Origin of the sequence: Pandoraea oxalativorans (assembly GCF_000972785.3) — a bacterium.
GTDB classification, from domain to species: domain Bacteria; phylum Pseudomonadota; class Gammaproteobacteria; order Burkholderiales; family Burkholderiaceae; genus Pandoraea; species Pandoraea oxalativorans.
In genome coordinates, this window is sequence record NZ_CP011253.3 from 4302452 (window position 1) to 4325818 (window position 23367).

The 23367-nt window shown below is 63.7% G+C and carries 19 protein-coding genes; 12 read left to right on the plus strand and 7 right to left on the minus strand.

Translation table 11 applies throughout. From position 1 onward, the window contains the following. Positions 1-18 precede the first annotated feature (18 nt). The 8 genes from ugpA to MB84_RS18985 all read left to right on the plus strand — a co-directional run bounded on the left by ugpA (position 19) and on the right by MB84_RS18985 (position 8614). Positions 19-915, plus strand: coding sequence for a sn-glycerol-3-phosphate ABC transporter permease UgpA (gene ugpA, locus MB84_RS18950; protein WP_046292882.1), 897 nt, complete (start codon positions 19-21; stop codon positions 913-915). Beyond that, positions 912-1757: a sn-glycerol-3-phosphate ABC transporter permease UgpE gene (gene ugpE, locus MB84_RS18955; RefSeq protein ID WP_046292883.1), complete on the plus strand. Its 846-nt coding sequence runs from the start codon at positions 912-914 to the stop codon at positions 1755-1757. Before ugpA ends, ugpE begins: the two co-directional genes overlap by 4 nt. A gap of 2 nt (positions 1758-1759) precedes the next feature. Next, positions 1760-2854 carry a sn-glycerol-3-phosphate import ATP-binding protein UgpC gene (locus tag MB84_RS18960; RefSeq protein ID WP_046292884.1) on the plus strand — a complete coding sequence of 365 codons (1095 nt, stop codon included), beginning with the start codon at positions 1760-1762 and terminating at the stop codon, positions 2852-2854. Next, complete coding sequence (ugpQ, locus tag MB84_RS18965) at positions 2851-3645, plus strand: glycerophosphodiester phosphodiesterase (protein WP_046292885.1); 795 nt, start codon at positions 2851-2853, stop codon at positions 3643-3645. The genes MB84_RS18960 and ugpQ overlap by 4 nt, the downstream gene beginning before the upstream one ends. Before the next feature lie 269 nt (positions 3646-3914). Further along, positions 3915-4514, plus strand: a complete 600-nt coding sequence (locus tag MB84_RS18970; RefSeq protein WP_046292886.1) for a Maf family protein — start codon at positions 3915-3917, stop codon at positions 4512-4514. A gap of 41 nt (positions 4515-4555) precedes the next feature. Continuing rightward, a complete protein-coding gene (gene rng, locus MB84_RS18975) occupies positions 4556-6025 on the plus strand; it encodes a ribonuclease G (RefSeq protein WP_046292887.1) in 1470 nt (489 codons plus the stop codon). A 197-nt stretch (positions 6026-6222) separates the two neighbouring features. Continuing rightward, positions 6223-7260, plus strand: coding sequence for a methyl-accepting chemotaxis protein (locus tag MB84_RS18980; RefSeq protein WP_046292888.1), 1038 nt, complete (start codon positions 6223-6225; stop codon positions 7258-7260). A 100-nt stretch (positions 7261-7360) separates the two neighbouring features. Further along, positions 7361-8614 carry a cation diffusion facilitator family transporter gene (locus MB84_RS18985; RefSeq protein WP_046292889.1) on the plus strand — a complete coding sequence of 418 codons (1254 nt, stop codon included), beginning with the start codon at positions 7361-7363 and terminating at the stop codon, positions 8612-8614. 125 nt (positions 8615-8739) lie between these two features. On the opposite strand, the gene rfbC is transcribed toward MB84_RS18985, so the two are convergent. The 5 genes from rfbC to msbA form a co-directional block, all read right to left on the minus strand. Beyond that, positions 8740-9288, minus strand: coding sequence for a dTDP-4-dehydrorhamnose 3,5-epimerase (gene rfbC, locus MB84_RS18990; protein WP_046292890.1), 549 nt, complete (start codon positions 9286-9288; stop codon positions 8740-8742). 41 nt (positions 9289-9329) lie between these two features. Beyond that, positions 9330-10217 carry a glucose-1-phosphate thymidylyltransferase RfbA gene (rfbA, locus tag MB84_RS18995; RefSeq protein ID WP_046292891.1) on the minus strand — a complete coding sequence of 296 codons (888 nt, stop codon included), beginning with the start codon at positions 10215-10217 and terminating at the stop codon, positions 9330-9332. Between the two features lie 7 nt (positions 10218-10224). Beyond that, the gene (gene rfbB, locus MB84_RS19000) at positions 10225-11289 is read right to left on the minus strand and encodes a dTDP-glucose 4,6-dehydratase (protein WP_046292892.1); all 1065 of its coding nucleotides are present in this window, start codon (positions 11287-11289) and stop codon (positions 10225-10227) included. 28 nt (positions 11290-11317) lie between these two features. Further along, entirely contained in the window at positions 11318-11902 is a 585-nt protein-coding gene (locus MB84_RS19005; RefSeq protein ID WP_046293995.1) for a peroxidase-related enzyme, read from the minus strand. Between the two features lie 97 nt (positions 11903-11999). Further along, the gene (msbA, locus tag MB84_RS19010) at positions 12000-13748 is read right to left on the minus strand and encodes a lipid A export permease/ATP-binding protein MsbA (RefSeq protein ID WP_046292893.1); all 1749 of its coding nucleotides are present in this window, start codon (positions 13746-13748) and stop codon (positions 12000-12002) included. Positions 13749-13911: 163 nt separating this feature from the next. On the opposite strand from msbA, the gene recQ reads away from it, so the two are divergent. Next, the gene (gene recQ, locus MB84_RS19015; RefSeq protein WP_046292894.1) at positions 13912-15720 is read left to right on the plus strand and encodes a DNA helicase RecQ; all 1809 of its coding nucleotides are present in this window, start codon (positions 13912-13914) and stop codon (positions 15718-15720) included. Between the two features lie 14 nt (positions 15721-15734). Further along, a complete protein-coding gene (locus tag MB84_RS19020) occupies positions 15735-16487 on the plus strand; it encodes a glycosyltransferase family 2 protein (protein WP_046292895.1) in 753 nt (250 codons plus the stop codon). A 134-nt stretch (positions 16488-16621) separates the two neighbouring features. Here the strand turns inward: MB84_RS19020 and MB84_RS19025 are convergent, their stop codons facing one another. Both MB84_RS19025 and dnaE read right to left on the minus strand, forming a co-directional pair. Continuing rightward, complete coding sequence (locus MB84_RS19025; RefSeq protein ID WP_046292896.1) at positions 16622-17473, minus strand: glycosyltransferase family 2 protein; 852 nt, start codon at positions 17471-17473, stop codon at positions 16622-16624. Positions 17474-17620: 147 nt separating this feature from the next. Next, complete coding sequence (dnaE, locus tag MB84_RS19030) at positions 17621-21211, minus strand: DNA polymerase III subunit alpha (protein WP_046293996.1); 3591 nt, start codon at positions 21209-21211, stop codon at positions 17621-17623. A 174-nt stretch (positions 21212-21385) separates the two neighbouring features. Between dnaE and MB84_RS19035 the strand changes: the two genes are divergently transcribed. Both MB84_RS19035 and gluQRS read left to right on the plus strand, forming a co-directional pair. Further along, positions 21386-22270 carry a sulfurtransferase gene (locus tag MB84_RS19035; RefSeq protein WP_046293997.1) on the plus strand — a complete coding sequence of 295 codons (885 nt, stop codon included), beginning with the start codon at positions 21386-21388 and terminating at the stop codon, positions 22268-22270. A 134-nt stretch (positions 22271-22404) separates the two neighbouring features. Continuing rightward, complete coding sequence (gluQRS, locus tag MB84_RS19040) at positions 22405-23250, plus strand: tRNA glutamyl-Q(34) synthetase GluQRS (RefSeq protein ID WP_046293998.1); 846 nt, start codon at positions 22405-22407, stop codon at positions 23248-23250. Positions 23251-23367 lie beyond the last annotated feature (117 nt).

Sequence of the window (23367 nt, forward strand, 5' to 3'; positions counted from 1 at the left end):
TTTTTCGGTCACTACGTTATGGCGCAAAATTCCAGAGAACGCCCCCGCTTCGGCACCGGCTGGCTGCCCTACGCGCTTGTCGCGCCGCAGCTCATCATCACGGCCCTGTTCTTCCTTTGGCCTGCGGGCGAGGCCCTGTGGCAATCCACGTCGACGCAAGACGCCTTCGGCCTGTCGAGCGAATTCGTCGGGCTCGACAACTTCACCTCGCTGTGGGGCGATTCGCTCTATCTCGCTTCGTTCAAGACGACGATGATTTTCAGCGGACTGGTCACCGTCTGCGGACTGCTCATCTCGCTGTTGCTCGCGGCGATGGCCGACCGGGTCACGCGCGGCAAGCGCCTCTATCAGACGCTGCTGATCTGGCCGTACGCCGTGGCACCCGCCATTGCCGCCGTGCTGTGGGCGTTCCTCTTCAATCCGAGTATCGGTCTGGTCACCTACGGCCTGGCGAAGGTCGGCATCGAGTGGAACCACGCGCTTAACGGCGGACAAGCGATGTTCCTCGTCGTGCTCGCCTCGATCTGGAAGCAGGTCAGCTACAACTTCCTGTTTTTCTACGCCGGGTTGCAGGCGATTCCGCGCTCGCTCGTGGAAGCCGCCGCGATTGACGGTGCAGGCCCGATCCGGCGCTTCTTCGGGCTGGTGCTGCCGCTGATTTCGCCGACGACGTTCTTCCTGCTCGTGGTCAACCTCGTGTACTCGTTCTTCGACACCTTCCCGGTGATCGATGCGGCCACCGGCGGCGGTCCGGGCCAGTCGACCATGACGCTGATCTACAAGATCTACTCGGAAGGCTTCAAGGGGCTCGACCTCGGCAGCTCGGCTGCCCAGTCGGTGGTGCTGATGGTCATCGTCATCGTGCTCACGGTCGTGCAGTTCCGCTTCATCGAACGCAAGGTGCAATACGCATGATCGAGAACCGTCGCGGCCTGGATATCTTCTGCCACGTCATGCTGATAATCGGCGTGCTGCTGGTGGTCTTCCCGCTCTACGTGGCGTTCGTCGCCGCCACCATGAACGAGAGCGAAGTCTTCAACGTTCCCCTGTCGCTCATTCCGAGCACGCACCTGCTCGAGAACCTCGCGACGGTGTGGAGCGCGGGCACCGGCAACGCTGCCATGCCCTTCGGACTGATGCTCGGCAACAGTCTTTTCATGGCGCTGGTCGTCACGATCGGCAAGATTTCGGTGTCGATCCTGTCGGCCTTCGCCATCGTGTATTTCCGCTTCCCGCTGCGTAATCTGTTCTTCTGGCTCATCTTCGTCACGCTGATGCTGCCGGTCGAAGTGCGGATTTTCCCGACGGTGCAGGGGATTTCGAGCCTCGGGCTCATCAACAGCTACGCCGGTCTCACGATCCCGCTGATCGCCTCGGCCACCGCCACGTTCCTGTTCCGTCAGTTCTTCATGACGCTGCCGGACGAGCTCGTCGAAGCCGCACGCATCGACGGCGCAGGGCCGATGCGCTTCTTCTTCGACGTGGTGCTGCCGCTGTCGAAGACGAACATTGCAGCGCTGTTCGTCATCACCTTCATCTATGGCTGGAATCAATACCTGTGGCCGATTCTGGTGACCAACGCGCCGGACATGACCACGGCGGTCGTGGGTATCAAGAGCATGATCGGCAGCGGCGACACCGCTACCCAATGGCAACTCGTCATGAGCGCTACGTTGCTCGCCATGCTGCCGCCGCTCGCGGTGGTGCTGCTGATGCAACGCTGGTTCGTGCGCGGTCTGGTCGATTCGGATAAGTAATCATGGCAAATCTCAAACTCCATAGCGTCAAGAAAACCTACGACCAGAACAACTACGTGCTGCACGGTGTCGACATCGACATCGAAGACGGCGAGTTCGTGGTCATCGTCGGCCCGTCGGGCTGCGGCAAGTCGACGCTGCTGCGCATGGTCGCCGGCCTCGAATCGGTGAGCGAAGGCAGCATTCTGATCGGCTCGCAGGTCGTCAACCAGTTGGAGCCGAAGGATCGCAACATTGCGATGGTGTTCCAGAACTACGCGCTGTATCCGCACATGGACGTGCGCCAGAACATGTCGTACGGCCTGAAGATTCGCGGCATCGACAAGAAGGCTATCGAAGAGCGCGTGCTCGCGGCGGCGCGCATTCTCGAACTCGAACCCCTGCTCGCGCGCAAGCCGCGCGAACTCTCGGGCGGTCAGCGTCAGCGCGTGGCCATGGGCCGCGCCATCGTGCGCGAGCCGGCCGTGTTCCTGTTCGACGAACCGCTCTCGAACCTCGACGCCAAGCTGCGCGTGCAAATGCGTCTGGAGATTCAGCGTCTGCACAAGCGTCTGAAGACGACCAGCCTGTACGTCACGCACGATCAGGTCGAAGCCATGACGCTGGCCGATCGCGTGATCGTGATGAACAAGGGCTACGCCGAGCAGATCGGCACGCCGACCGACGTCTACGAGCGTCCGGCGTCGCTCTTCGTGGCGAGCTTCATGGGCTCGCCCGCGATGAACCTGCTCAAGGGCCGGGTCGATGCGGAAGGCCGTACGTTCGAAGTCGACGGCGGCCCGGCGCTGCGTCTGCCGCCGACGAGCATGGCCCACGCAGGGCGCGAACTCGTGCTTGGCGTGCGTCCGGAACATCTGGTGCCCGCAGAACAGCAGAACGGTCTGGGTGCGTTCGCCGCACAGACGAGCATCGTCGTCGATCAGCTCGAACTGCTCGGCGCGGACAATCTGCTGCACGGCCGCTGGGGCGAGCAAAACGTGACGGTGCGTCTGCCGCACGAGTTGCGTCCGGCGGCGGGTTCCGTCATGCCGCTGGCCATTTCCGCCAAGGCGCTGCATCTGTTCGATCCGTCGACGGGCAAGCGGGTGGAAGCATGAGCGGCACGAACCCGGCCCCGGCAACCGCCCATTTGTGGCGAGACTGGCCGTATCCGCGCGTCGTCTCGCATCGCGGTGGCGGCAAGCTCGCGCCGGAGAACACGCTGGCCGCCTTCGAGATGGGCGCATCGCTCGGCCTGCGCATGGTCGAGTTCGACGCCAAACTCTCGGCGGATAACGTCGTCTTCCTGCTTCACGACGACACCGTCGATCGCACCAGCGACGGCCACGGCGCGGCGGCGCAGATGACGTACGCCGAGATCGAGAAGCTCGACGCGGGCAGCTGGTTTGGCGCGGACGGCCGCTTTGCAGGTCAGACGATGCCGACGCTGGCGCAGGTGGCCGAGCGTTGTCAGGCGCTGGGACTCGCGGCGAACGTCGAGATCAAGCCGTGCCCGGGGCGTGAAGCCGAGACAGGCACGCTGGTGGCGCAGGCCGTCAAGGCGTTGTGGGCGGGTCAGGCCCAGCCGCCGCTGCTCTCGTCATTCTCCTATGAGGCGCTCGAAGCGGCGGCGACTGCCGTGCCGGAACTGCCGCGCGGCATGCTGTACGAGGCCGTGCCAACGCATTGGCGCGACGATGCCCGCAGTTTGGGCACCGTCACGCTGCATGCAAGCCATAAGCATCTCGACGGCCCGCAGGTCGCCGAGATCAAAGCCGTCGGGCTGCATATGCTCGTCTACACGGTCAACGAGCCGGCACGCGCGCGCGAACTGGCCGCGTGGGGCGTGGACGCCATCTGCACCGACCGCATCGACCTGATCGGCGCGGACTTCCTCGCCGACCTCTGAGCGGCGATGGGCCGTGGGGGCGTCGCAGACGTCCCCGCGCCTTGCATGCCCGCTCGTTCCCTCGCCCCCTGCCGTCCTCGAAAGCCCCCTCTCGCACGTAATTCCTATGAAAAACGGCACCCGCCTGCTGCAGCCGTATGGTGGCGGGCGGGGTCGCAAGGCGGCATAATAGGGCGTTCCCCTCGCCCAGCCCATCCAGCGGCCCGGTGCGCGCGCTGCAATGTCTGCAAAGCCGTGTGCCGGGCTGGACGAATTCAAGCCAAGCCGCCATGCCGTACATCTATCTCGCTTCGCAAAGCCCCCGCCGTCAGGAACTGCTGCAACAGCTCGGCATTCGTTTCGAGTTGCTGCTGCCCCATGCCGACGAGGACGCCGAAGCACTCGAAGCCGTGCTGCCTGGGGAGCCGCCCGACGACTATGTGCAGCGCGTCACGCGCGCCAAGGCCGAAGCGGCGGTGGCCCGTCTGGCGCGTGCAGGACTGCCCGGTGCGCCGATCCTGACGGCCGACACGACCGTCTGTCTCGACGGCACCATCCTCGGCAAGCCCTTCGACGACGCCGACGCCTGCGCCGTACTCGCCCGTCTGTCGGGCACCCGTCACCGTGTGCTCACCGCCGTGGCGGTCTGTGCCGACGGACAGATCCATCAGGCGGTCAACATCTCGCACGTATGGTTCCGGCCGCTGCGCCGCGAGGAGATCGAGCGCTACGTCGCCTCGGGAGAACCGAAAGGCAAGGCGGGCGCTTATGGTATTCAGGGAAAGGCCGCCGAGTTTGTGATGCGTATCGACGGCAGCTACTCCGGCATCATGGGACTGCCGCTTTGCGAAACCGCCGCGCTGCTGCGTCAGGCGGGCGTCGACTTCTAACGCTACCTGGCCCCACGCATTTCGAGTCTGGTCGACACTTTATGAACGAAGACATTCTGGTCAATATCACGCCACAGGAAACCCGTGTGGCGCTTATGCAGCTCGGCGCCGTGCAGGAACTGCACATCGAGCGCACGCTCTCGCGCGGTCTGGTCGGCAACATCTATCTGGGCAAGGTGGTGCGCGTGCTCCCGGGCATGCAGTCGGCCTTCATCGATATCGGCCTGGAGCGCGCGGCGTTCCTGCATGTGGCCGACATCTGGCATCCGCGCGCCAATAACGACACGTCCGTGCCGCATCCGCAGCCGCCCATCGAGAAGACGGTTTTCGAAGGGCAGACGCTGATGGTGCAGGTCATCAAGGACCCGATCGGCACCAAGGGCGCGCGCCTGTCGACGCAAATCAGCATCGCCGGACGCACGCTCGTCTATCTGCCCCAGGAGCTCCATATCGGCATTTCGCAGCGTATCGAGAGCGAAGCCGAGCGCGAGGCGCTGCGCAGCAAGATTCAGGCGCTCGTACCGGACGACGAGAAAGGCGGCTTCATCGTGCGCACCATTGCGGAAGATGCGGCCGACGCCGAACTCGCCAACGACATCGCCTATCTGCGCAAGTCATGGCAGACGATTGGCGAGCAGAGCACGCGTGTGCCCGCCCCTGCGCTGCTGTATCAGGATCTGAATCTGGCCCAGCGCGTGCTGCGCGACTTCGTGCATGAAGAGACGGGCAAGATCCTCGTCGACTCGCGCGAGACGTATCAGAAGCTGGCCGAGTTTGCGGCGGTCTACACGCCGGCGGTGCTCGGCAAGCTCACGCACTACACGGGCGAGCGTCCGCTGTTCGATCTGTACAACGTCGAGACGGAAATCGAGCGCGCCTTGTCGCGTCGCGTCGATCTGAAGTCCGGCGGCTATCTGATGATCGACCAGACCGAAGCGATGACGACCATCGACGTGAACACCGGCGGCTACGTCGGTGCGCGCAACTTCGACGACACGATCTTCAAGACCAATCTGGAAGCGGCGCTGATGATTGCGCGCCAGTTGCGGCTGCGTAATCTGGGCGGCATCATCATCATCGACTTCATCGACATGGAAAGCGCCGACCATCGCGATTCCGTGCTCGCGGAGCTGAAGAAGGCGCTCGCACGCGACCGCACGCGCATCACGGTGAACGGCTTCTCGCAACTGGGGCTGGTGGAGATGACCCGCAAGCGCACCCGCGAATCGCTCGCGCACGTGCTGTGCGAGCCGTGTGCGGTGTGTCAGGGCAAGGGGCAGGTCAAGACGCCGCGCACGGTGTGCTACGACATCCTGCGCGAGATTCTGCGCGAGTCGCGCCAGTTCAATCCGCGCGAGTTCCGTCTGATCGCGTCGCAGGAAGTCGTCGATCTGTTCCTCGAAGAAGAATCGCAGCACCTAGCGATGCTGATCGACTTCATCGGCAAGCCGATCTCGCTGCAAGTGGAATCGTCGTTCCATCAGGAGCAGTACGACATCATTCTGATGTAACCCGGCGGCACCCACGGCACCGGGCGCGTTCACGCTCCCGGTGCGCACCAGCACCGTCCTTGGGCACCCACCCCTCTCGCAGCGCCCCGCGTTCCTCGCTTGTCACCGTCCCCGATGCACCACGACCGGTCATGATCGCCACATGGCCCGGTTCTTGCGTTTAAGCGTTTAATTAAAACGATGAAAGGGGCAAACGAATGGCGAATCCGAAAGCAATCGTCGACCTGACCCACGCGGTGAGGAAGTTGGCTGTCAGCAAGATCGGGGACATCAACGAGATCAACCGGGAGACGACATTTCTCGCACTAAACGCGTTGATCGAAGCCGCTCGCGCAGGCAACGCGGGCAAGGGCTTTGCCGTGGTGGCCAATCAGGTCAAGCACGTTTCGAAGCGTATTGGCGAGGTCACCGATTCGCTCAACAAGGAACTGAGCGGTTCGCTCAAGGAACTCACCGAACTCGGCGATCTCATGATCGAGCGCATGGGCGGACACGCAGGCCAACGCTGTGCCGATCTCGCGCTCAACATGATCGACGTCATCGACCGCAACCTGTATGAGCGATCGTGCGATGTGCGGTGGTGGGCCACGGACTCTGCCGTCGTGGCTTGCCTGACCGACCCGCATCCCGAGACATGTGCGCATGCGTCCGCGCGCCTCGGTGTCATATTGGATAGCTACACCGTGTACAAGGACCTCTGGGTCGTGGATGCGCAGGGGATCGTCGTGGCGAACGGTCGTCGCTCGACCTATCCCGCGATCGGCAGCGATGTGTCGGACGCGAGTTGGTTCAAAGCCGCGCTCAAAACGCGCAGCGGCGCCGATTACGTCGCCAGCGACGTCCAGACGCTGGCGCACCTCCAGCACGCACAGGTGGCCACGTATTCGACCGCCATCCGGGAGCACGGCTTGCCGGACGGCCGCGTGCTGGGCGCCCTGGTCATTTTTTTCGACTGGGCGCCACAAGCGGAAGCGGTCGTCAAAGGCGTTCGTCTCAATGAAGACGAATGGGCGCGCACGCGCTGCATGATCGTGGACGCCTCGTTCCGTGTGATTGCCCGTTCCGACGGGAAAGGCGTGCTCGGCGAGACCTTCGCGCTGCGCACCGACGGCGCGTCGACCGGCTTCTACACCGACGTGGTCAATCGCACGACGATCGCGTTCGCCGCGACGCCGGGCTACGAAACGTACAAGGGCCTGGGATGGTACGGCGTCGTCAGGCAACAGCACGTGTGAGTTTCTGTGCATGTCGGGGCGGGATCGCCTGCACGCTCGGGTAACCGCAATACAATACGAGACCGTTCCGATTTCGTCGCGCCCGAAGCGCGCCCCGGCCATGCCTTACTCCAACTACGACAATCTGGCAGCATCGAGCGAGGCGCTCGACAAGCACGTCGTCGCACGCCATTCCACCTGGGTCAGTATCTGGGTCAACGTCGTGCTGACGACGGCGCAGATCGTCATCGGCGTTTTCGCACGGTCACAGGCGTTGATCGCCGACGGCATTCACTCCCTCTCCGACATCGTCTCCGACTTTGTGGTGCTCGCCGCCGCACGCGGCAGTGCCCGAGCGCCGGACGCCGACCACCCCTACGGCCACAGTCGCTACGAAAATGCGGCATCGCTCTTTCTCGGTGTGATTCTGCTGGTCGTCGGCGCGGGAATGTTGTGGCGCGGCATCGAGCGACTATTGCATCCGGACGAAATCCCCGAGGTCCACACTGTCGCGCTGGTCGTCGCGGTGTTTGTACTCGTCAGCAAGGAAGGACTCTTTCGCTACATGCTGCGTGCGGCGCAACGCGTGCGTTCCGCGATGCTGGTGGCGAATGCGTGGCACGCACGCTCGGACGCACTCTCCTCGCTCGTCGTCGCCTGCGGCATTCTGGGCAATCTGGCGGGCTATCGTATCCTCGACCCGCTCGCCGCCGCACTCGTGGGGCTGATGATCGGCCGCACCGGCTGGAAGTTCGGCTGGAACGCACTGCAGGACCTCATCGATCGCGGTGTGGACGACGCCACCACCGTCGCCATTCGCCAACGGCTGCTCGACACCCCCGGCGTGCGCGCCATCGATAGGTTGCGCACGCGCCGCATGGGCGACGAGATCGTCGTCGACGTCCACATTCTTGTCGACGCGCGCCTGTCCGTGTCCGAAGGGCACTACATCGCAGAACAGGCGCGTGCCGCTGTCATGAACGAGTCGCAGATTCTCGACGTGCTGGTGCACGTCGACCCCGAGAGCGACGCGAAGGGTACCGCGCTGCAACAGTGGCCCGCACGGGCCGTCGTCGTTGGGGCCGCCGAATTGCTATGTCGGGCGAACGCGCTCGCGTTGCACGACGTCAAGCTGCATTACCTCAACAACGGTCTGGAAGCCGATGTCATCGTCGAAGGACTGCGCGAGGCGGGGCTGAGCGACGCCGGCGGCATGGAGGCGGCCTCACAGACCGTTGCCGATGCCTTGACCGCGCGCTTCGCGTCGCTGGGGTTGCGGTACGTTCGCGTGCTTGGGGTGACGGGGGAAACGGCGGGGATGTCGGGGATGCAGGGCATCTCCGGCGATGCCGAGCGTACCGAGACCTCGATGTAAGCCGTCAAATAGATCGGCCGCCGCATCTTGCATCGTCGACTGACGAGAAGGCCACGGCGGCCGTCGCCGATCAGTGGCATGAGCGTGCCAACAGGATCAGCGATGAGACGACTTCGACGTCCCGCTCAAGCCTCGTGCTCGTAGTCCGAGAACAGCATGCCCTGCTTGTCCTTGTCCGAGACGATCGGCGTGATGCCGTCGAGCGGCCAGGGAATCGCCAGCGTCGGATCGTCCCAGCGGATGCAGCGCTCGAACTGCGGTGCCCAGTAGTCCGTGGTCTTGTAGAGCACTTCGGCCGTCTCCGAGGTCACCACGAACCCGTGGGCGAAGCCCGCCGGCACCCACAGCTGCTTCTTGTTTTCCGCGCTCAGCACTTGCGCAACCCACTTGCCGAACGTCGGTGAACCCTCGCGGATATCGACGGCAACATCGTAAATTTCCCCGCGCAGTACACGCACCAGCTTGCCCTGCGGCTGAGTGACCTGATAGTGCAGCCCACGCAAGACACCGCGCGCGGAGAACGATTGGTTGTCCTGCACGAACGTCAGCGTCTCGCCGAGCGCATCGTTGAAGTTGCGCTGGTTGAAGCTTTCGAAGAAATAACCGCGCGAGTCGCCGAACACTTTGGGCTCGATCACGCGCACGGCCGGAATGGCAGTAGGGGCCACTTGCATATTGGAGTACCGGTAAGAATCAATAACGGGGAAGCGCGTGCTCAGAACACCCGCTCACGCAGCATCGAGAGGAGATACTGACCGTAACCCGTCTTTGCCAGCGGTTGCGCCAGTTTTTCTATCGCAGCGGCGTCGATCCATCCGCTCCGGTACGCAATCTCTTCCGGGCAGGCGACCTTCAGGCCCTGTCGCGACTCGATCGTCTGAATGAACGTGCTCGCTTCGAGCATCGACTCGTGCGTGCCCGTATCCAGCCACGCGTAGCCGCGGCCCATGATCTGGACATTGAGCTTGCCGCGCTTCAGATACTCGTTATTGACGTCGGTGATTTCCAGCTCGCCACGCGCCGACGGCTTGATCGAGCGCGCGATATCGATGACGTTGTTGTCGCAGAAGTACAAGCCGGTCACGGCGTAGCGCGACTTCGGCTCCTTCGGCTTTTCCACCAGTTCGATGGCCTTGCCGCTATCGTCGAACGTCACCACGCCGTAGCGCTCCGGATCGTGTACCGGATAGGCGAACACCGAAGCCCCATCCTTCTGGGCATTCGCCGCCTGCAACAGCCCGGCGAAATCGTGCCCGTAGAACAGATTGTCGCCCAGCACCAGCGCGCACGGATCGTTACCGATAAAGTCCGCGCCGATCAGGAACGCTTGCGCGAGACCGTCCGGCGACGGTTGCACGGCGTATTGCAGATTCAGGCCCCACTGACTGCCGTCGCCGAGCAGTTGCTCGAAGCGCGGCGTGTCCTGCGGCGTCGAGATGATCAGCACATCCCGAATACCCGCGAGCATCAGCGTCGTGAGCGGGTAATAAATCATCGGCTTGTCGTAGACCGGCAACAGCTGCTTGGAGATGGCCAGCGTTGCCGGGTACAGGCGGGTGCCGGAGCCGCCAGCAAGAATGATGCCTTTACGTTGGGTACTCATACGTGCCTCAGTTCTTCTTTTGATAATGCGTTTCGATCCAGCGCTGGTACTCGCCCGAGAGCACCTGACGCACCCATTCGCCGTTGGCCAGATACCACTGCACCGTCTTGCGCATGCCGGTCTCGAACGTTTGCGCCGGACGCCAGCCCAGTTCGCGCTCAAGCTTGCGGGCATCGATGGCGTAACGGCGATCGTGTCCCGGACGATCCGTCACAAACGTGATCTGATCGACGTACGACTTGCCGTCCGCGCGCGGCGACAACTCGTCGAGCAACGTGCACAGATGCTTCACGACCGACAAGTTGTTCTGCTCGTTCCAGCCGCTCACGTTGTAGACCTCGCCCAGGACGCCCTTGGCAAGCACTTCGCGAATGGCTGAGCAATGGTCGCCAACGTACAGCCAGTCGCGCACGTTGCTGCCGTCGCCATAGATCGGCAGCGGCTTGCCGGCGAGCGCATTGGCGATCACCAGCGGAATCAGCTTCTCGGGGAACTGGTACGGACCGTAGTTGTTCGAGCAGTTGGTCGTGAGGACCGGCATGCCATACGTGTGGTGATACGCACGCACCAGGTGATCGGACCCCGCCTTCGACGCCGAATACGGGCTGTTCGGGGCGTAGGGCGTGGTCTCGGTGAACGCCGGATCCGTCGGGCTCAGCGAACCGTAGACCTCGTCCGTCGACACGTGCAGGAATCGGAAGTTATCGCGCGCTTCGCCTTCGAGCGAACCCCAATAGGCGCGGGCGGCTTCGAGCATCGTGAAGGTGCCGACGATGTTCGTCTGGACGAAATCGCCCGGACCGTGAATGGAGCGATCGACGTGGCTTTCGGCTGCGAAGTGCAGCACGGCACGCGGACGGTGTTCGGCGTACAGCTTGTCGAGCGCTGCGCGATCGCAGATGTCGACCTGCGCGAAGTGGTGACGCGGGTCGCGTTCGAGACTCGCCAGATTCGCCAGATTGCCCGCGTAGGTGAGCTTGTCGATCGTCACGACCGGTTCATCGTATTGCGCGAGCCAGTCGAGAACGAAGTTTGCGCCGATAAATCCGGCGCCGCCAGTCACGAAGATCATAGGTATCGAAGTTTTGTGAGAAGTAGGTTTAACGGATGCGAGGCATGCGCCCCATCAGGAAGAATTCGTCATTAGGCCGCATCGAAATGGCGTTAGCGATCCGATTGGACATGCCGAAGAACGCCGTAATGGACGCGATGTCCCAGATATCCTCGTCGTTCAGTCCGTAGCGCCGCAGCGTGGCGTAGTCCTCGTCGCACACTTCGTGCGAGCGCTCGCAGACCTTCATCGCGTACGCCAGAATCGCCTTCTGACGCTCGGTCAGGTCCGCCTTCAGATAGTTCACGGCTACCTGATCGGCCAGCAACGGCTGCTTTTCGTAGATGCGCACCAGCGCGCCATGCGCGACCACACAATACAGACATTGATTCGCCGAACTGGTTGCGACCACGATCATCTCGCGTTCGCCCTGACTCAGATTGCCGTCCTTGAGCATCAAGGCATCGTGATACGCGAAAAATGCGCGAAATTCGTCGGGACGGTGCGCGAGCGTGAGAAAGACGTTGGGGATGAAGCCCGCCTTTTCTTGGACCGCGTCGATGCGCGCGCGAATATCGTCCGGCAACGCGGCGAGGTCCGGCACGGGAAAGCGACTGATCGGCGGCTGGCTCATCATAGTCTCCTCAAAGCCTCAAATGCAGGGGTATGCGGTATGCGGCATGACGTTCCGGCACCCACAGCACACGCGGCACCGGCAGGCGTTCCCGTTATCACGCTTGCTGCTGTGCGTACTGAATGCGGTGCAAATGGGCGTAGAGGCCATTATGCGCCACGAGCGCCTGGTGAGATCCCTGCTCCACGATGCGGCCATGTTCGAGCACGACGATACGGTCGGCCCGTTCGATGGTCGACAGACGGTGCGCGATCACCAGCGTGGTACGGCCTTCCATCAACACTTCGAGCGCCGCCTGCACATGACGCTCGGACTCCGAGTCCAGCGCCGACGTCGCTTCGTCCAGAATCAGGATCGGCGCGTCCTTGTAGATCGCACGGGCAATCGCCAGACGCTGACGCTGGCCGCCCGACAGGCGCATGCCGTTGTCGCCCACCAGCGTGTTCACGCCATCGGGCATGGCAGCGACCGCATCGGCCAGATTGGCAGCACGCAGGGCTGCTTGCACGCGCTCGGCGTCGACTTCCTGACCGTAGGCGACGTTCGCGGCGATGGTGTCGTTGAACAGCACGACGTCCTGACTCACGAACGCAATCTGACGGCGCAGATCGGCCAGACGCAGATCGTTGAGCGCAATGTCGTCGAGCAGAATGCGCCCGCCGGTCGGATCGAAGAAGCGCGGCACCAGATTGACCATCGTCGTCTTGCCGCTACCCGAAGGGCCGACCAGCGCCACCATCTCGCCCGGCGCGACCTCCAGAGAAATCTTGTCGAGCGTCGGGCGCTCGCTCGCGCCGTAGTTGAAACTCACCTGATCGAACGTCACACGGCCCTTCGCGCGTTCGAGCGTGCGCTCGCCGCCGGCCGGCTCGACTTCGACGTCCATCACTTCGAAGATCAGCTCGGCGGCCGTCACGCCGCGTTGCAGCGGCTGGTTGACGTCCATCAGATGCTTGAGCGGGGACACAACCAGCAGGAGGGCGGTGACGAACGCCGTGAAACCGCCCACGGTCATCTCGCCCGATGACGACTCGATCATCGCGACGGTAATCACGATAGCCAGCGCCAGCGAGGCCAGTGCCTGTGTGACCGGCTGGGCGAGCCCGCCCGAGACCGTCACGCGCATGGCGTAGCCGCGCAGCTTGCTGGTCATCTTGTCGAAACGGTTCTTCTCGTACTCTTCGCCGTTGTGGATCTTCACGACCTTGTAGCCACCCACCGCCTCTTCCACCACATACGACAACGCGTTGGTCAGCGTCTGCTGCTCGCGATTGAGACGGCGCAGGCGGCGGTTGATCTTGCCCACCAGCCAGCCGATCAGCGGCAGAATGACGGCGACGACCAGCGTCAGACGCCAGTTCAGGTAGAACAGATACCCCAGCAGGCCGATGACGGTCAGCGAATCGCGCACGAGCGTGATCAGCACCGTAGTGAGCACACCGAGCACCTGATTGACTTCGTAGACGATCGCGTTGATGAGCGTGCTGGTCGTCTCGCGCTGGTAGTAGGCGGCCGGGGCGTGCAGCAGACGCTCGAACATCTTCACGCGCAGGTCGAGCAGCACGCGGTTCGAGACCCACGACAGCATATAGTTGGCCGAATACTGCGCCAGCCCCCGGATCACGGCCAGGCCGATCACGGCAGCCGGGACGTACCAGAGCTTCCACGGATCGCCCCCGGAGAACCCCTTGTCGAGCACCGGCTTGAGGACTGCCGGGATGGCCGCTTCGGTGGCCGCCACCAGCGCCATGGCGAGTACGGCCAGCAGGCCCATGTGCCAATATGGCTGGAGATAGCCCAGCAGACGTCGCAGAATCGGTCCGGTGGGCTTGTGCGGTGCGCTCATGTAAGTCGGGGACAGCGGGAAAACCGCTATTCTAACGTACCGGGCGGTCCCGTCGGGACGTGTCCGAAGCGGACTCGGACCACGCCTCAAAAATCGCTTCAACGCCGGATTTCCGGGGCTGTTGGCACGCCGGACGCCGGGTGGAACCGGTATACTCCGGCGCATGGCAAGCGCACTCGAAGTTCTCCGTACCGTATTCGGCTATAACGCATTCCGTGGCGATCAGGCCGCCATCGTCGACCATGTGGCCGACGGGGGCGATGCACTCGTGCTCATGCCCACGGGCGGCGGCAAGTCACTTTGCTACCAGATCCCCGCGCTGTTGCGCCCGGGCATCGGCATCGTCGTCTCTCCGCTCATCGCCCTCATGCAGGATCAGGTCGACGCCTTGCTGCAGGCCGGCGTCCGCGCTGCTTATCTGAATTCCAGTCTCGCTTTCGACGAAGCGGTCGATATCGAACGCCGCGCCTCACGAGGCGAACTCGATCTGCTGTACGTCGCGCCTGAACGTCTGCTGACCGACCGCTTCCTCAATCTGCTCGACCGGCTCGACGAACGCGGGCAACTGGCGCTGTTCGCCATCGACGAGGCCCACTGTGTCTCGCAATGGGGACACGACTTCCGTCCGGAGTACATCCAGCTCTCGGCGCTGCATGAGCGTTATTCGCGTGTGCCGCGCATTGCGCTCACGGCCACGGCAGACGCCGCAACCCGCGAGGAAATTCAGACGCGGCTCGGCCTGACCGACGCGCGCCTGTTCGTCTCCAGTTTCGACCGGCCGAATATCCGCTACGAAATCGTCGACCGCGACAACCCGCGCAAGCAGTTGCTGGCCTTTTTGAGTCGACATCGCGGCGAAGCGGGCATCGTCTACTGTCTGTCGCGCAAGAAGGTGGAAGAAACGGCCGCGTGGCTGGAAACGCAAGGCATTCCCGCGCTGCCGTATCACGCCGGGTTGGACGCCGAGGTGCGCCGCACGCATCAGCAGCGTTTCCTGCGCGAGGAAGGGCTGGTCATGGCCGCGACCGTCGCCTTCGGCATGGGCATCGACAAGCCGGATGTGCGCTTCGTGGCCCATCTGGACTTGCCCAAGAGCCTCGAAGCCTATTATCAGGAGACGGGACGCGCCGGACGCGACGGCGAACCCGCCGAAGCCTGGATGACCTACGGCCTGAACGACGTGGTAGTCCACCGCAGCCGGATCGACGAGTCGAACGCGCCGGACCTCCAGAAGCGCATCGAACGCCAGAAGCTCGATGCGCTGCTCGGCTACTGCGAAGCCCCACGCTGCCGCCGCACCGTGCTCCTGTCGTACTTCGGCGAGTCGAGCGAGCCGTGCGGCAACTGCGACGTCTGTCTGAATCCCCCGGAAGTCTTCGACGGCACGATTGCAGCGCAAAAAGCGCTGTCGGCAATCTTGCGTACGGGCCAGCGCTTCGGCGCAGGCCATCTGGTCGACCTGCTGCGCGGGCGCAGCACGGATAAGATTCGTCAGTTCGGCCACGAAAGCCTGCCGACCTTTGGCGTGGGCGGCGAGATGGACGATCAGGGCTGGCGGGCCGTGTTCCGTCAGCTGATCGCGCACGGCATCATCGAGCCGGACAGCAGCCAGTACGGGGCGCTCACGCTGAATGCGGCGGCGCGTCCGGTGCTCAAGGGCGAGACGGTCGTATCGCTGCGGCGTCAGCGTCCCACGGCGAGCAAGAAGAGCCGCTTTGCCGGATATGCGTCGTCGCAAGCCATCGAGCTGGATACGGCCGATCAGCAATTGTTCGAGAAGCTGCGCACGTGGCGTCAGGAAATGGCGAAGACGCAGGCCGTCCCCGCCTACGTTATCCTTCACGACCGTACACTGCGAGAACTCGCTCAGCGCCGCCCGCGTCACCGCGAAGGACTGGTCGACATCACCGGCCTCGGAGAAGCGAAGATCGAGCGTTACGGCGAAGCGCTCGTCGAATTGTTGAACGCCTGAGTCTACGCCCGCCCATGCCAACATTGCCGCTGACCGTCACGATCCTCACGCGCAACGAACGTCACAACATCGCCGACTGCATTGCATCGGTGATGGCGTTCGCGTCGCAAATCGTCGTGGTGGATAACGAGAGTACGGACGGCACCGCCGATATTGCGCGCGCCGCCGGCGCGGAGGTGCACGTCACCCCCGACTGGCCGGGCTTTGGGCCGCAAAAAAATCGCGCGCTGTCGTTCGCCACGCAACCGTGGGTGCTGTCGCTCGACGCGGACGAGCGCGTCACGCCGGAACTGGCGGCCGAGATCGCGGCGGCGATCGCACATGCGTCGCACACCGGCTATCGCATGCCCCGTCTGTCGCAGTTCCTGGGGCACTGGGTGAAACATTGCGGCTGGTATCCCGATTACGTGCTGCGACTGTTTCGCCGCGAAGCGGGACGCTTCTCCGACAACCTCGTGCACGAGCGCGTAATCGTCGACGGCGAGATCGGTACCCTCACCCACCATCTGCTCCATTACAGCTACACGGAAGTCCGTCAGGTCGAGGACAAGGTGCAGCGATATGCACGCGCCGGTGCCAGGGAAATGTCGTTGCGCGGCAAACGCGTCTCTGCGCTCAAGCCGTGGATCAATGGCGGATGGGCGTTCGTTCGGACCTACGTGTTACGCCGTGGCTTTCTTGACGGCGCGGCTGGCGCCGCGATTGCCCGCATGAACGCCCGCAGTGCATTCCTGAAGTACGCCCTGCTCCGACGCGGCGACGTCTGACGGCGGCCCCGGCACGGGCGGATGAAGCCGCCGAATCGCGGCGTTCGAACACAGCGACTTCACCGCGATACTCCCAAAACAAAACGGACGCCACAGGCGTCCGTTTCTCATTCAGCGCACGGCGTCTTCCGCGCTTACTTCGCCAGCGCTCGTTTGATACGCGAGCGGAACAACTGCCAGCGGAGTTTGCTGTCGTCGACCGGCTCGGCGAGACGGCCATCGCTGCCCGACGGCACCGGCGTGCCGCGACGCAGGTAGTAGCGATCGAAGATCGACTGCGTCATGCCCCACTTGCGCAGGAATTGTGTGCGCCCGTCGTTCTTGACCACCTTGCCGGTGCTCTTGCACTGAAAGTGATAGACAAGACTTGCGCCCACGCCGACAAAGCGGCGCGCACCTGCGCCCCACATCTTCATCGAGAAGTCGTTGTCGCTGCTCATGCCAGGACTCAGCTCTGTACTGTAGCCACCGACGAGGAACCACCAGTCGCGATGCACGAGCGTCGGCGGCCATGTCGCGCCGAACCAGTCGGGCTTCTTGTAGGTCGGTACGGCGGCGAGCAATGCCGCCTCGTCGAACGTATCGACGTCACGGCCAAAGTCCTGCACCAGCACGCAAGGGTTGCCAGTATCCACGGGCTCGATCATCGTGCCCGACAGCATGAACGCCTTGTCCGGTTGTGCCTCGGCGCGCTCGATCAGCGTGGTGTCCCAACCCGGACAGCAATACATGTCGTCGTTCAGATAGACGATGTACTTCTCGCGCGCCAGCGCCGCCGCCTGATTCACCGCGTAGCAGATCCCGACGTTATCGGGCGACGCCGTATGCTCGATCCCCTCCGCCCGGACCCAGTCGAGCGAACCGTCGGAACCGTCGTTGATGTGCACGATGATCTGATGCGGGTAACGCGAGTTCTGTCGGATGCTGCGCACGCACAGTTGCAGCAAGGCGAGGTTGTTCCAGGTCGGAACGATGATGGAGAACATCCGGATTTCCTTGTGATATCGAACGGCGGGCAATGTGGCAAATCGGGGCAATCGGCGCAATCGGGGCAACGGGGACAAAGCGCGACTACGCCAACGCGCCGGTCAGCGAAGGCAGCCGACGCGCGCTGCCTTATCCGCACCGATGCCTCAATAAACGACTTGTACCGAGTCGGTAGTAAGCCACTGACGAAGCTCGCCGAGCAGCTCGTCGCCAGGCTGCACCTTCCAGTCGTCGCCGAGACGCGACTCGCACTCGGCGTCCGTGCGGCGATAGACGATATGCACCGGCAGGCCGTTTTGCTTTTCCGCGTCACCATCGCCGTTGCCGTTGCGTCGGCCGAAGCCTCCGCCGCCTCCACCGCCCCCATTAAACCCACCGCCGCCATTGAAGCCGCCACCACCGCCAGCGCCCGCCGTGGCGGCCACGCGGTACATCGTGCAGTGCGGTTGCAACGTGGCGCGAAGACGCGTCCAGTCGGCATTGCCGTTGAACGACAGCTTGAGCGCCCGGGCGAAGCGCGCCCGCGCGCGGCCGAGGTCCATCAGGCTTTCGACGGTGAAACGCAGGCCACCCGTAAAGCTATCCGGTCGCGCATTGCCGTGCACGATCAGCAGCTCGTCTTCCTTGAACAGGTGCTTGTTCGCCTCGAACTGCTCGTTGAAGATCGTGACTTCGAGCGTGGCGGTCCCGTCGTCAAGCTGCACGATCAGCATCTTGCCGCGCTGCGTCATCATGGTGCGCATGCTGGAGATCACGCCAGCAACGAGACGATCTCGCCCTTCGGACAGATCGCGAATACGCGTGCGCACGAAGCGTCGCACTTCGTCCGAATACGAGTCGAACATGTGACCCGACAGGTAGAAGCCGAGCGCCTGCTTCTCTTCCTGCAACTTGCGCTTGTCGGTCCATGCGGGTTCGTCGGCCAGTTCCAGCGGTGCCTGCAGGCTTTCGTCGCCCAGATCGAACAGACTGACCTGATTCGCGGCAGCACTCGCCTGTTCGGCCGCTTCCATCGCCATCGGCACCGACGCCATCAACTGCGCCCGGTTGTCGTGAATCGAATCGAACGCACCCGCGCGAATCAGCGCTTCAATCGTGCGACGGTTCACCACGCGACGGTCAATACGCGCGCAGAAGTCGAACAGGTCGGTGAACGGCTTGCCCTCACGGGCGCGCAGAATTTCCTCGATCGCCGACTGACCGCTCCCCTTGATGGCACCCAGACCGTAACGCACGGTCTTCGAGTCCGCCGGCTCAAAGCGATAGGCCGAGACGTTGACGTCCGGGGGCAGCACGCCCAGCCCATTGGCCGGGGCGAGGCAATCTTCGTAGAGGATCTTGACCTTGTCCGTGTCGTCCATGGCCAAGCTCATGTTCGCGGCCATGAATTCGGCGGGATGGTGGGCCTTCAGCCACGCGGTGTAGTAGGCCAGCAGCGCATACGCGGCGGCGTGCGACTTGTTGAAGCCGTAGCCCGCGAACTTTTCCATCAAGTCGAAGATTTCGTCCGACTTTTCGCGCGTCAGGCCATTCTCGGCGGCACCCTTGGCGAAAATTTCGCGGTGCTCGGCCATTTCCTCGGCCTTCTTCTTACCCATCGCGCGGCGCAGCAAGTCGGCGCCACCGAGCGAGTATCCGCCGATGATCTGCGCCATCTGCATCACCTGCTCCTGGTAGACCATGATGCCGTAGGTCTCCTGAAGCACCGGCTCCACGCGCGGATCCGGATATTCCGTCTTCTCGCGGCCGTGCTTACGCGCGCAGAAGCTCGGGATCAGATCCATCGGGCCCGGACGATACAACGCCACCAGCGCGATGATGTCCTCGAAGCGGTCAGGCTGGGCGTCCTTCAACATGCCCTGCATGCCGCGACTTTCCAACTGGAACACGGCGACCGTGTTGGCCTTCTTGAGAATGCTGAACGCAGCCGGGTCCGTGAGCGAGACCTGATCGAGCGACCAATCCGCCATCTCCGGATGCAGACGCTTGATGTAGCGCTCGGCCCAGTTAAGGATCGTGAGCGTCGTCAGGCCCAGGAAGTCGAACTTCACCAGGCCGACGGCTTCCACGTCGTCCTTGTCGTACTGACTCACCACGCCGCTGGCATCTTCGCCGCTGCCCTGCGTGTAGAGCGGGCAGAAATCGGTGAGCTTGCCCGGGGCGATCAGCACACCGCCCGCGTGCATGCCGACGTTACGCGTGAGCCCTTCCACCCGTTGCGCCAGCTCGATCAGTTGCCTCACTTCGTCTTCCGTCTGGAAGCGCTCGGCGAGTTGCGGTTCTTCCTTGAGCGCATCGTCGATGGTGACGTGCTTGCCCGGCTTGAACGGAATCAGCTTCGAGATGCCGTCGACAAAGTTGTAGCCGAGATCGAGCACGCGGCCCACGTCGCGCACCGCCGCCTTGGCCGCCATCGAGCCGAAGGTGGCGATCTGCGAAACGGCGTCCGCGCCGTACTTTTCCTTCACGTACTGAATGACCCGGTCGCGGCCGTCCTGACAGAAGTCGATGTCGAAGTCGGGCATCGACACACGTTCCGGGTTCAGGAAGCGCTCGAACAGCAGGTTGTACTTGAGCGGGTCGAGGTCGGTAATGCCCAGCGCATAGGCGACGAGCGAGCCGGCCCCCGAGCCACGACCGGGTCCGACCGGCACGCCGTTGTTCTTCGCCCACTGGATGAAGTCGGCCACGATCAGGAAGTAGCCCGGGAAGCCCATCTTGATGATGGTGCCGGTCTCGAAATCGAGCCGCTTGTAATACTCGGGACGCTGCTTGTCGCGCTCGGCTTCGTCCGGGAACAACTGCGCGAGGCGCGTCTCCAGCCCTTCCTTCGACAACTGGACGAGATAGTCGTCGAGCGACATGCCGTCCGGCGTGGGGAACAGCGGCAGCTTCGGCTTGCCCAGTTCGAGCGTCAGGTTGCAGCGCTTGGCAATCTCGACAGTGTTGGCCAGCGCGGACGGCACGTCCTCGAATGCAGCCAGCATGTCGTCCTGCGTACGAAAACTCTGGTCCTGCGTGAAACGGCGCACACGGCGGGCATTGCCCAGCATCTCGCCCTCGGAGATACACACGCGCGCCTCGTGCGCGGTGAAATCGTCGGACGTCATGAACTGGATGGGATGCGTGGCAACGACCGGCAGCCCGGCCTTCGCCGCCAACTGCACCGCCTGTTGCACGTACGCCTCCATGCCTTGCTGGCCGGTGCGTTGCAGTTCGATGTAGAACGCCCCCGGGAAAACGCTTTCCCAATGTTTCGCGCACTGCAACGCCAGATCGGGGTTGCCTGCGGCCAATGCCGCCCCCACGTCGCCCATCTGCGCGCCGGAGAGCGCCAGCAGGCCACGGGCGAGACCATCGGGCTGAAGCCACGACGGCTCGATCTCCGCGCGTCCCCGGTACTGGTTGCCGAGCCAGGCCTTGGACAACAACTGACACAGGTTCAGATAGCCTTCCCGGTCGCGCGCGAGCAGCAGCAGACGCGAGGGCTTGTCGCGGTCGGCCGGGTTCGTGATCCAGGCATCGCAGCCGATGATCGGCTTGACGCCCTTGCCACGGGCTTCTTTATAGAAACGGATGGCTCCGAACATGTTCGCGAGATCGGTGAGCGCGAGCGCGCCCTGGCCGTCGCGGGCGGCGGCCTTGACGACGTCGTCGAGCCGCACGATGCCATCGGCGATCGAATATTCGGAGTGGAGACGGAGGTGGACGAAGCGAGGTTCTGACATGGGCCGTATTGTAACGCGGCGTCGCCGGATTTCGCCGCGCGCCCGGGCTGTCTCGCAGCGGCCCGCGTGCAAAGCCAGCGTCACCCTCATTTGCCCGGCTTTGTCCTGAATCAAGCGCGAACTTGCACCGAATCGGCGATAATGGCGGTTTATTGCTTCACGCTTTTGCGGAATTTCGTTGCCATGTCTATCGTCAACATCGCTGCGTACAAGTTCGTCACGCTCGACGACATCGCGACCCTGCGCCCGGCCCTGCTTGAGCGCTGCAACGCGCTCGACCTGAGAGGTACCATCCTGCTCGCGCCGGAAGGCATCAACCTGTTCCTCGCGGGGTCGCGCGAGTCGATCGACGCCTTCCTCTCGGGCTTGCGCGCCGACGCGCGGTTCACCGATCTGGAAGTGAAGGAAAGTCTCTCCGACGATCAGCCCTTCCGCCGGATGCTGGTGCGCCAGAAGAAAGAGATCATCACCATGAAGATGCCGGTCATCAAACCGGCAGACGGACGCGCGCCGGGCGTCGATCCCGCCACGCTCAAGCGCTGGCTCGACGCCGGACAGGACGACGAAGGTCGTCCGGTCGTGATGCTCGACACCCGCAACGACTTCGAAGTGGACGTGGGCACGTTCGACAACGCCGTCGACTACCGCCTTACGAAATTCTCGGAATTCCCTGACGTTATCGCCGCACATCGCGCAGACTTCGAGGGCAAGACCATCGTGTCGTTCTGCACCGGCGGCATCCGCTGCGAGAAGGCCGCCATCTATATGCGCGACATCGGGCTCGAGCACACGTATCAGCTCGACGGCGGCATTCTCAAGTACTTCGAGGAGGTGGGCGGCGCGCACTATCAGGGCGACTGCTTCGTGTTCGACTACCGCACCGCGCTCACGCCGGACCTCGCCCCGTCGACGACCAAGCAGTGCTTCGCCTGCCGCGCCGTGGTGACAGCTGAGGGCCAGCGCAGCCCCGATTACATCGAAGGCGAGCAGTGCCCGGCTTGCGTGCGGGACAAGGCAAGCGCCACCGCCGCCGATACCGCTGCGGCTGTGGCGGCAACGTTGGCCTGAGACCCCGGGTGGCGCAGGCTTCGGCGCACGACGCCGCCTCATCCGCCCCTCCAGCCGCCGACGCCCCGACGTCGTCGGCCCGCGCAAGCGTCGGCACCTATCGCGGACGCTTCGCTCCCTCCCCGACCGGACCGCTGCATCGCGGCTCCCTCGTCACGGCACTGGCCAGTTGGCTCGACGCCCGCGCGCACGGGGGCGTCTGGATCGTGCGCATGGAGGATCTCGACGAACCGCGCTGCGTGCCCGGTGCGGCCGACAACATTCTCGACACGCTCACGCGTCTCGGCCTGCATTCGGACGAACCGATTGTCTGGCAAAGCCGTCGCCATGCGCTTTACGAGCAGGCGCTCGCGTCCCTGACGACAAATGGTCGCGTCTATCCCTGCGGATGTACCCGTCGCGAAATCGCGGACTCGCTCACGCGCGTGCATGCGCGTCACAGCACGCTGGCTTATCCGGGCACCTGCCGCGATGGTCTGCACGGCAAGACGGCGCGCGCATGGCGTCTTCGGGTGCCGGATGGCGACGCCGCGCATATGCACTTCGAAGACCGCTGGATGGGATCGCACACGCAGGACCTCGCGACGGAAGTCGGGGATTTCGTGCTCAAGCGTGCCGATGGACAGTGGGCTTACCAGTTGGCGGTCGTCGTCGACGATCGGTTGCAGGGCATCACGGACATCGTGCGCGGGGCCGACCTGCTCGACTCGACCGCCCGTCAGATCTACCTGCAAGCCTGCCTCGGTGCACCGACGCCTCGCTATCTGCACGTGCCGCTCGTCATGGCCGACGACGGCGAGAAGCTGAGCAAGCAGAACGGTGCCGCGCCGCTGTCGCTCGATACACCCGACGCGGTCCTCGCAGCCCTCAAGGAAGCGGCCTCGCACCTCGGGCTGCCAGCGGCACTCGCCGACGTCTCCCATCGCAATGATTTCTACGCGGCAGCCACGCTCGCGTGGCAGGCGCAGCACGCCCGCTGACATCTTCGGCTCACTGTCCCGTCCCGTTCGGATGGGACGGCCCAATGAAAAAGCCAGCGTGCTTACGCTGGCTTTTTTTCGACGACCGCGCGGCGCCGAGACGACCGCACCCGGCGC

Bases quoted from the DNA above. Each gene is read 5' to 3' on its own strand.
- rfbB (WP_046292892.1), bottom strand. From the start codon at position 11,289: ATGATCTTCGTGACTGGCGGCGCCGGATTTATCGGCGCAAACTTCGTT.
- recQ (WP_046292894.1), top strand. From the start codon at position 13,912: ATGGCAAGCGCACTCGAAGTTCTCCGTACCGTATTCGGCTATAACGCA.
- rfbA (WP_046292891.1), bottom strand. From the start codon at position 10,217: ATGAGTACCCAACGTAAAGGCATCATTCTTGCTGGCGGCTCCGGCACC.
- MB84_RS18985 (WP_046292889.1), top strand. From the start codon at position 7,361: ATGCCTTACTCCAACTACGACAATCTGGCAGCATCGAGCGAGGCGCTC.
- MB84_RS18980 (WP_046292888.1), top strand. From the start codon at position 6,223: ATGGCGAATCCGAAAGCAATCGTCGACCTGACCCACGCGGTGAGGAAG.
- MB84_RS19020 (WP_046292895.1), top strand. From the start codon at position 15,735: ATGCCAACATTGCCGCTGACCGTCACGATCCTCACGCGCAACGAACGT.
- MB84_RS19005 (WP_046293995.1), bottom strand. From the start codon at position 11,902: ATGAGCCAGCCGCCGATCAGTCGCTTTCCCGTGCCGGACCTCGCCGCG.
- rng (WP_046292887.1), top strand. From the start codon at position 4,556: ATGAACGAAGACATTCTGGTCAATATCACGCCACAGGAAACCCGTGTG.
- msbA (WP_046292893.1), bottom strand. From the start codon at position 13,748: ATGAGCGCACCGCACAAGCCCACCGGACCGATTCTGCGACGTCTGCTG.
- MB84_RS19035 (WP_046293997.1), top strand. From the start codon at position 21,386: ATGTCTATCGTCAACATCGCTGCGTACAAGTTCGTCACGCTCGACGAC.
- ugpQ (WP_046292885.1), top strand. From the start codon at position 2,851: ATGAGCGGCACGAACCCGGCCCCGGCAACCGCCCATTTGTGGCGAGAC.
- rfbC (WP_046292890.1), bottom strand. From the start codon at position 9,288: ATGCAAGTGGCCCCTACTGCCATTCCGGCCGTGCGCGTGATCGAGCCC.
- ugpE (WP_046292883.1), top strand. From the start codon at position 912: ATGATCGAGAACCGTCGCGGCCTGGATATCTTCTGCCACGTCATGCTG.
- MB84_RS19025 (WP_046292896.1), bottom strand. From the start codon at position 17,473: ATGTTCTCCATCATCGTTCCGACCTGGAACAACCTCGCCTTGCTGCAA.
- MB84_RS18960 (WP_046292884.1), top strand. From the start codon at position 1,760: ATGGCAAATCTCAAACTCCATAGCGTCAAGAAAACCTACGACCAGAAC.
- ugpA (WP_046292882.1), top strand. From the start codon at position 19: ATGGCGCAAAATTCCAGAGAACGCCCCCGCTTCGGCACCGGCTGGCTG.
- MB84_RS18970 (WP_046292886.1), top strand. From the start codon at position 3,915: ATGCCGTACATCTATCTCGCTTCGCAAAGCCCCCGCCGTCAGGAACTG.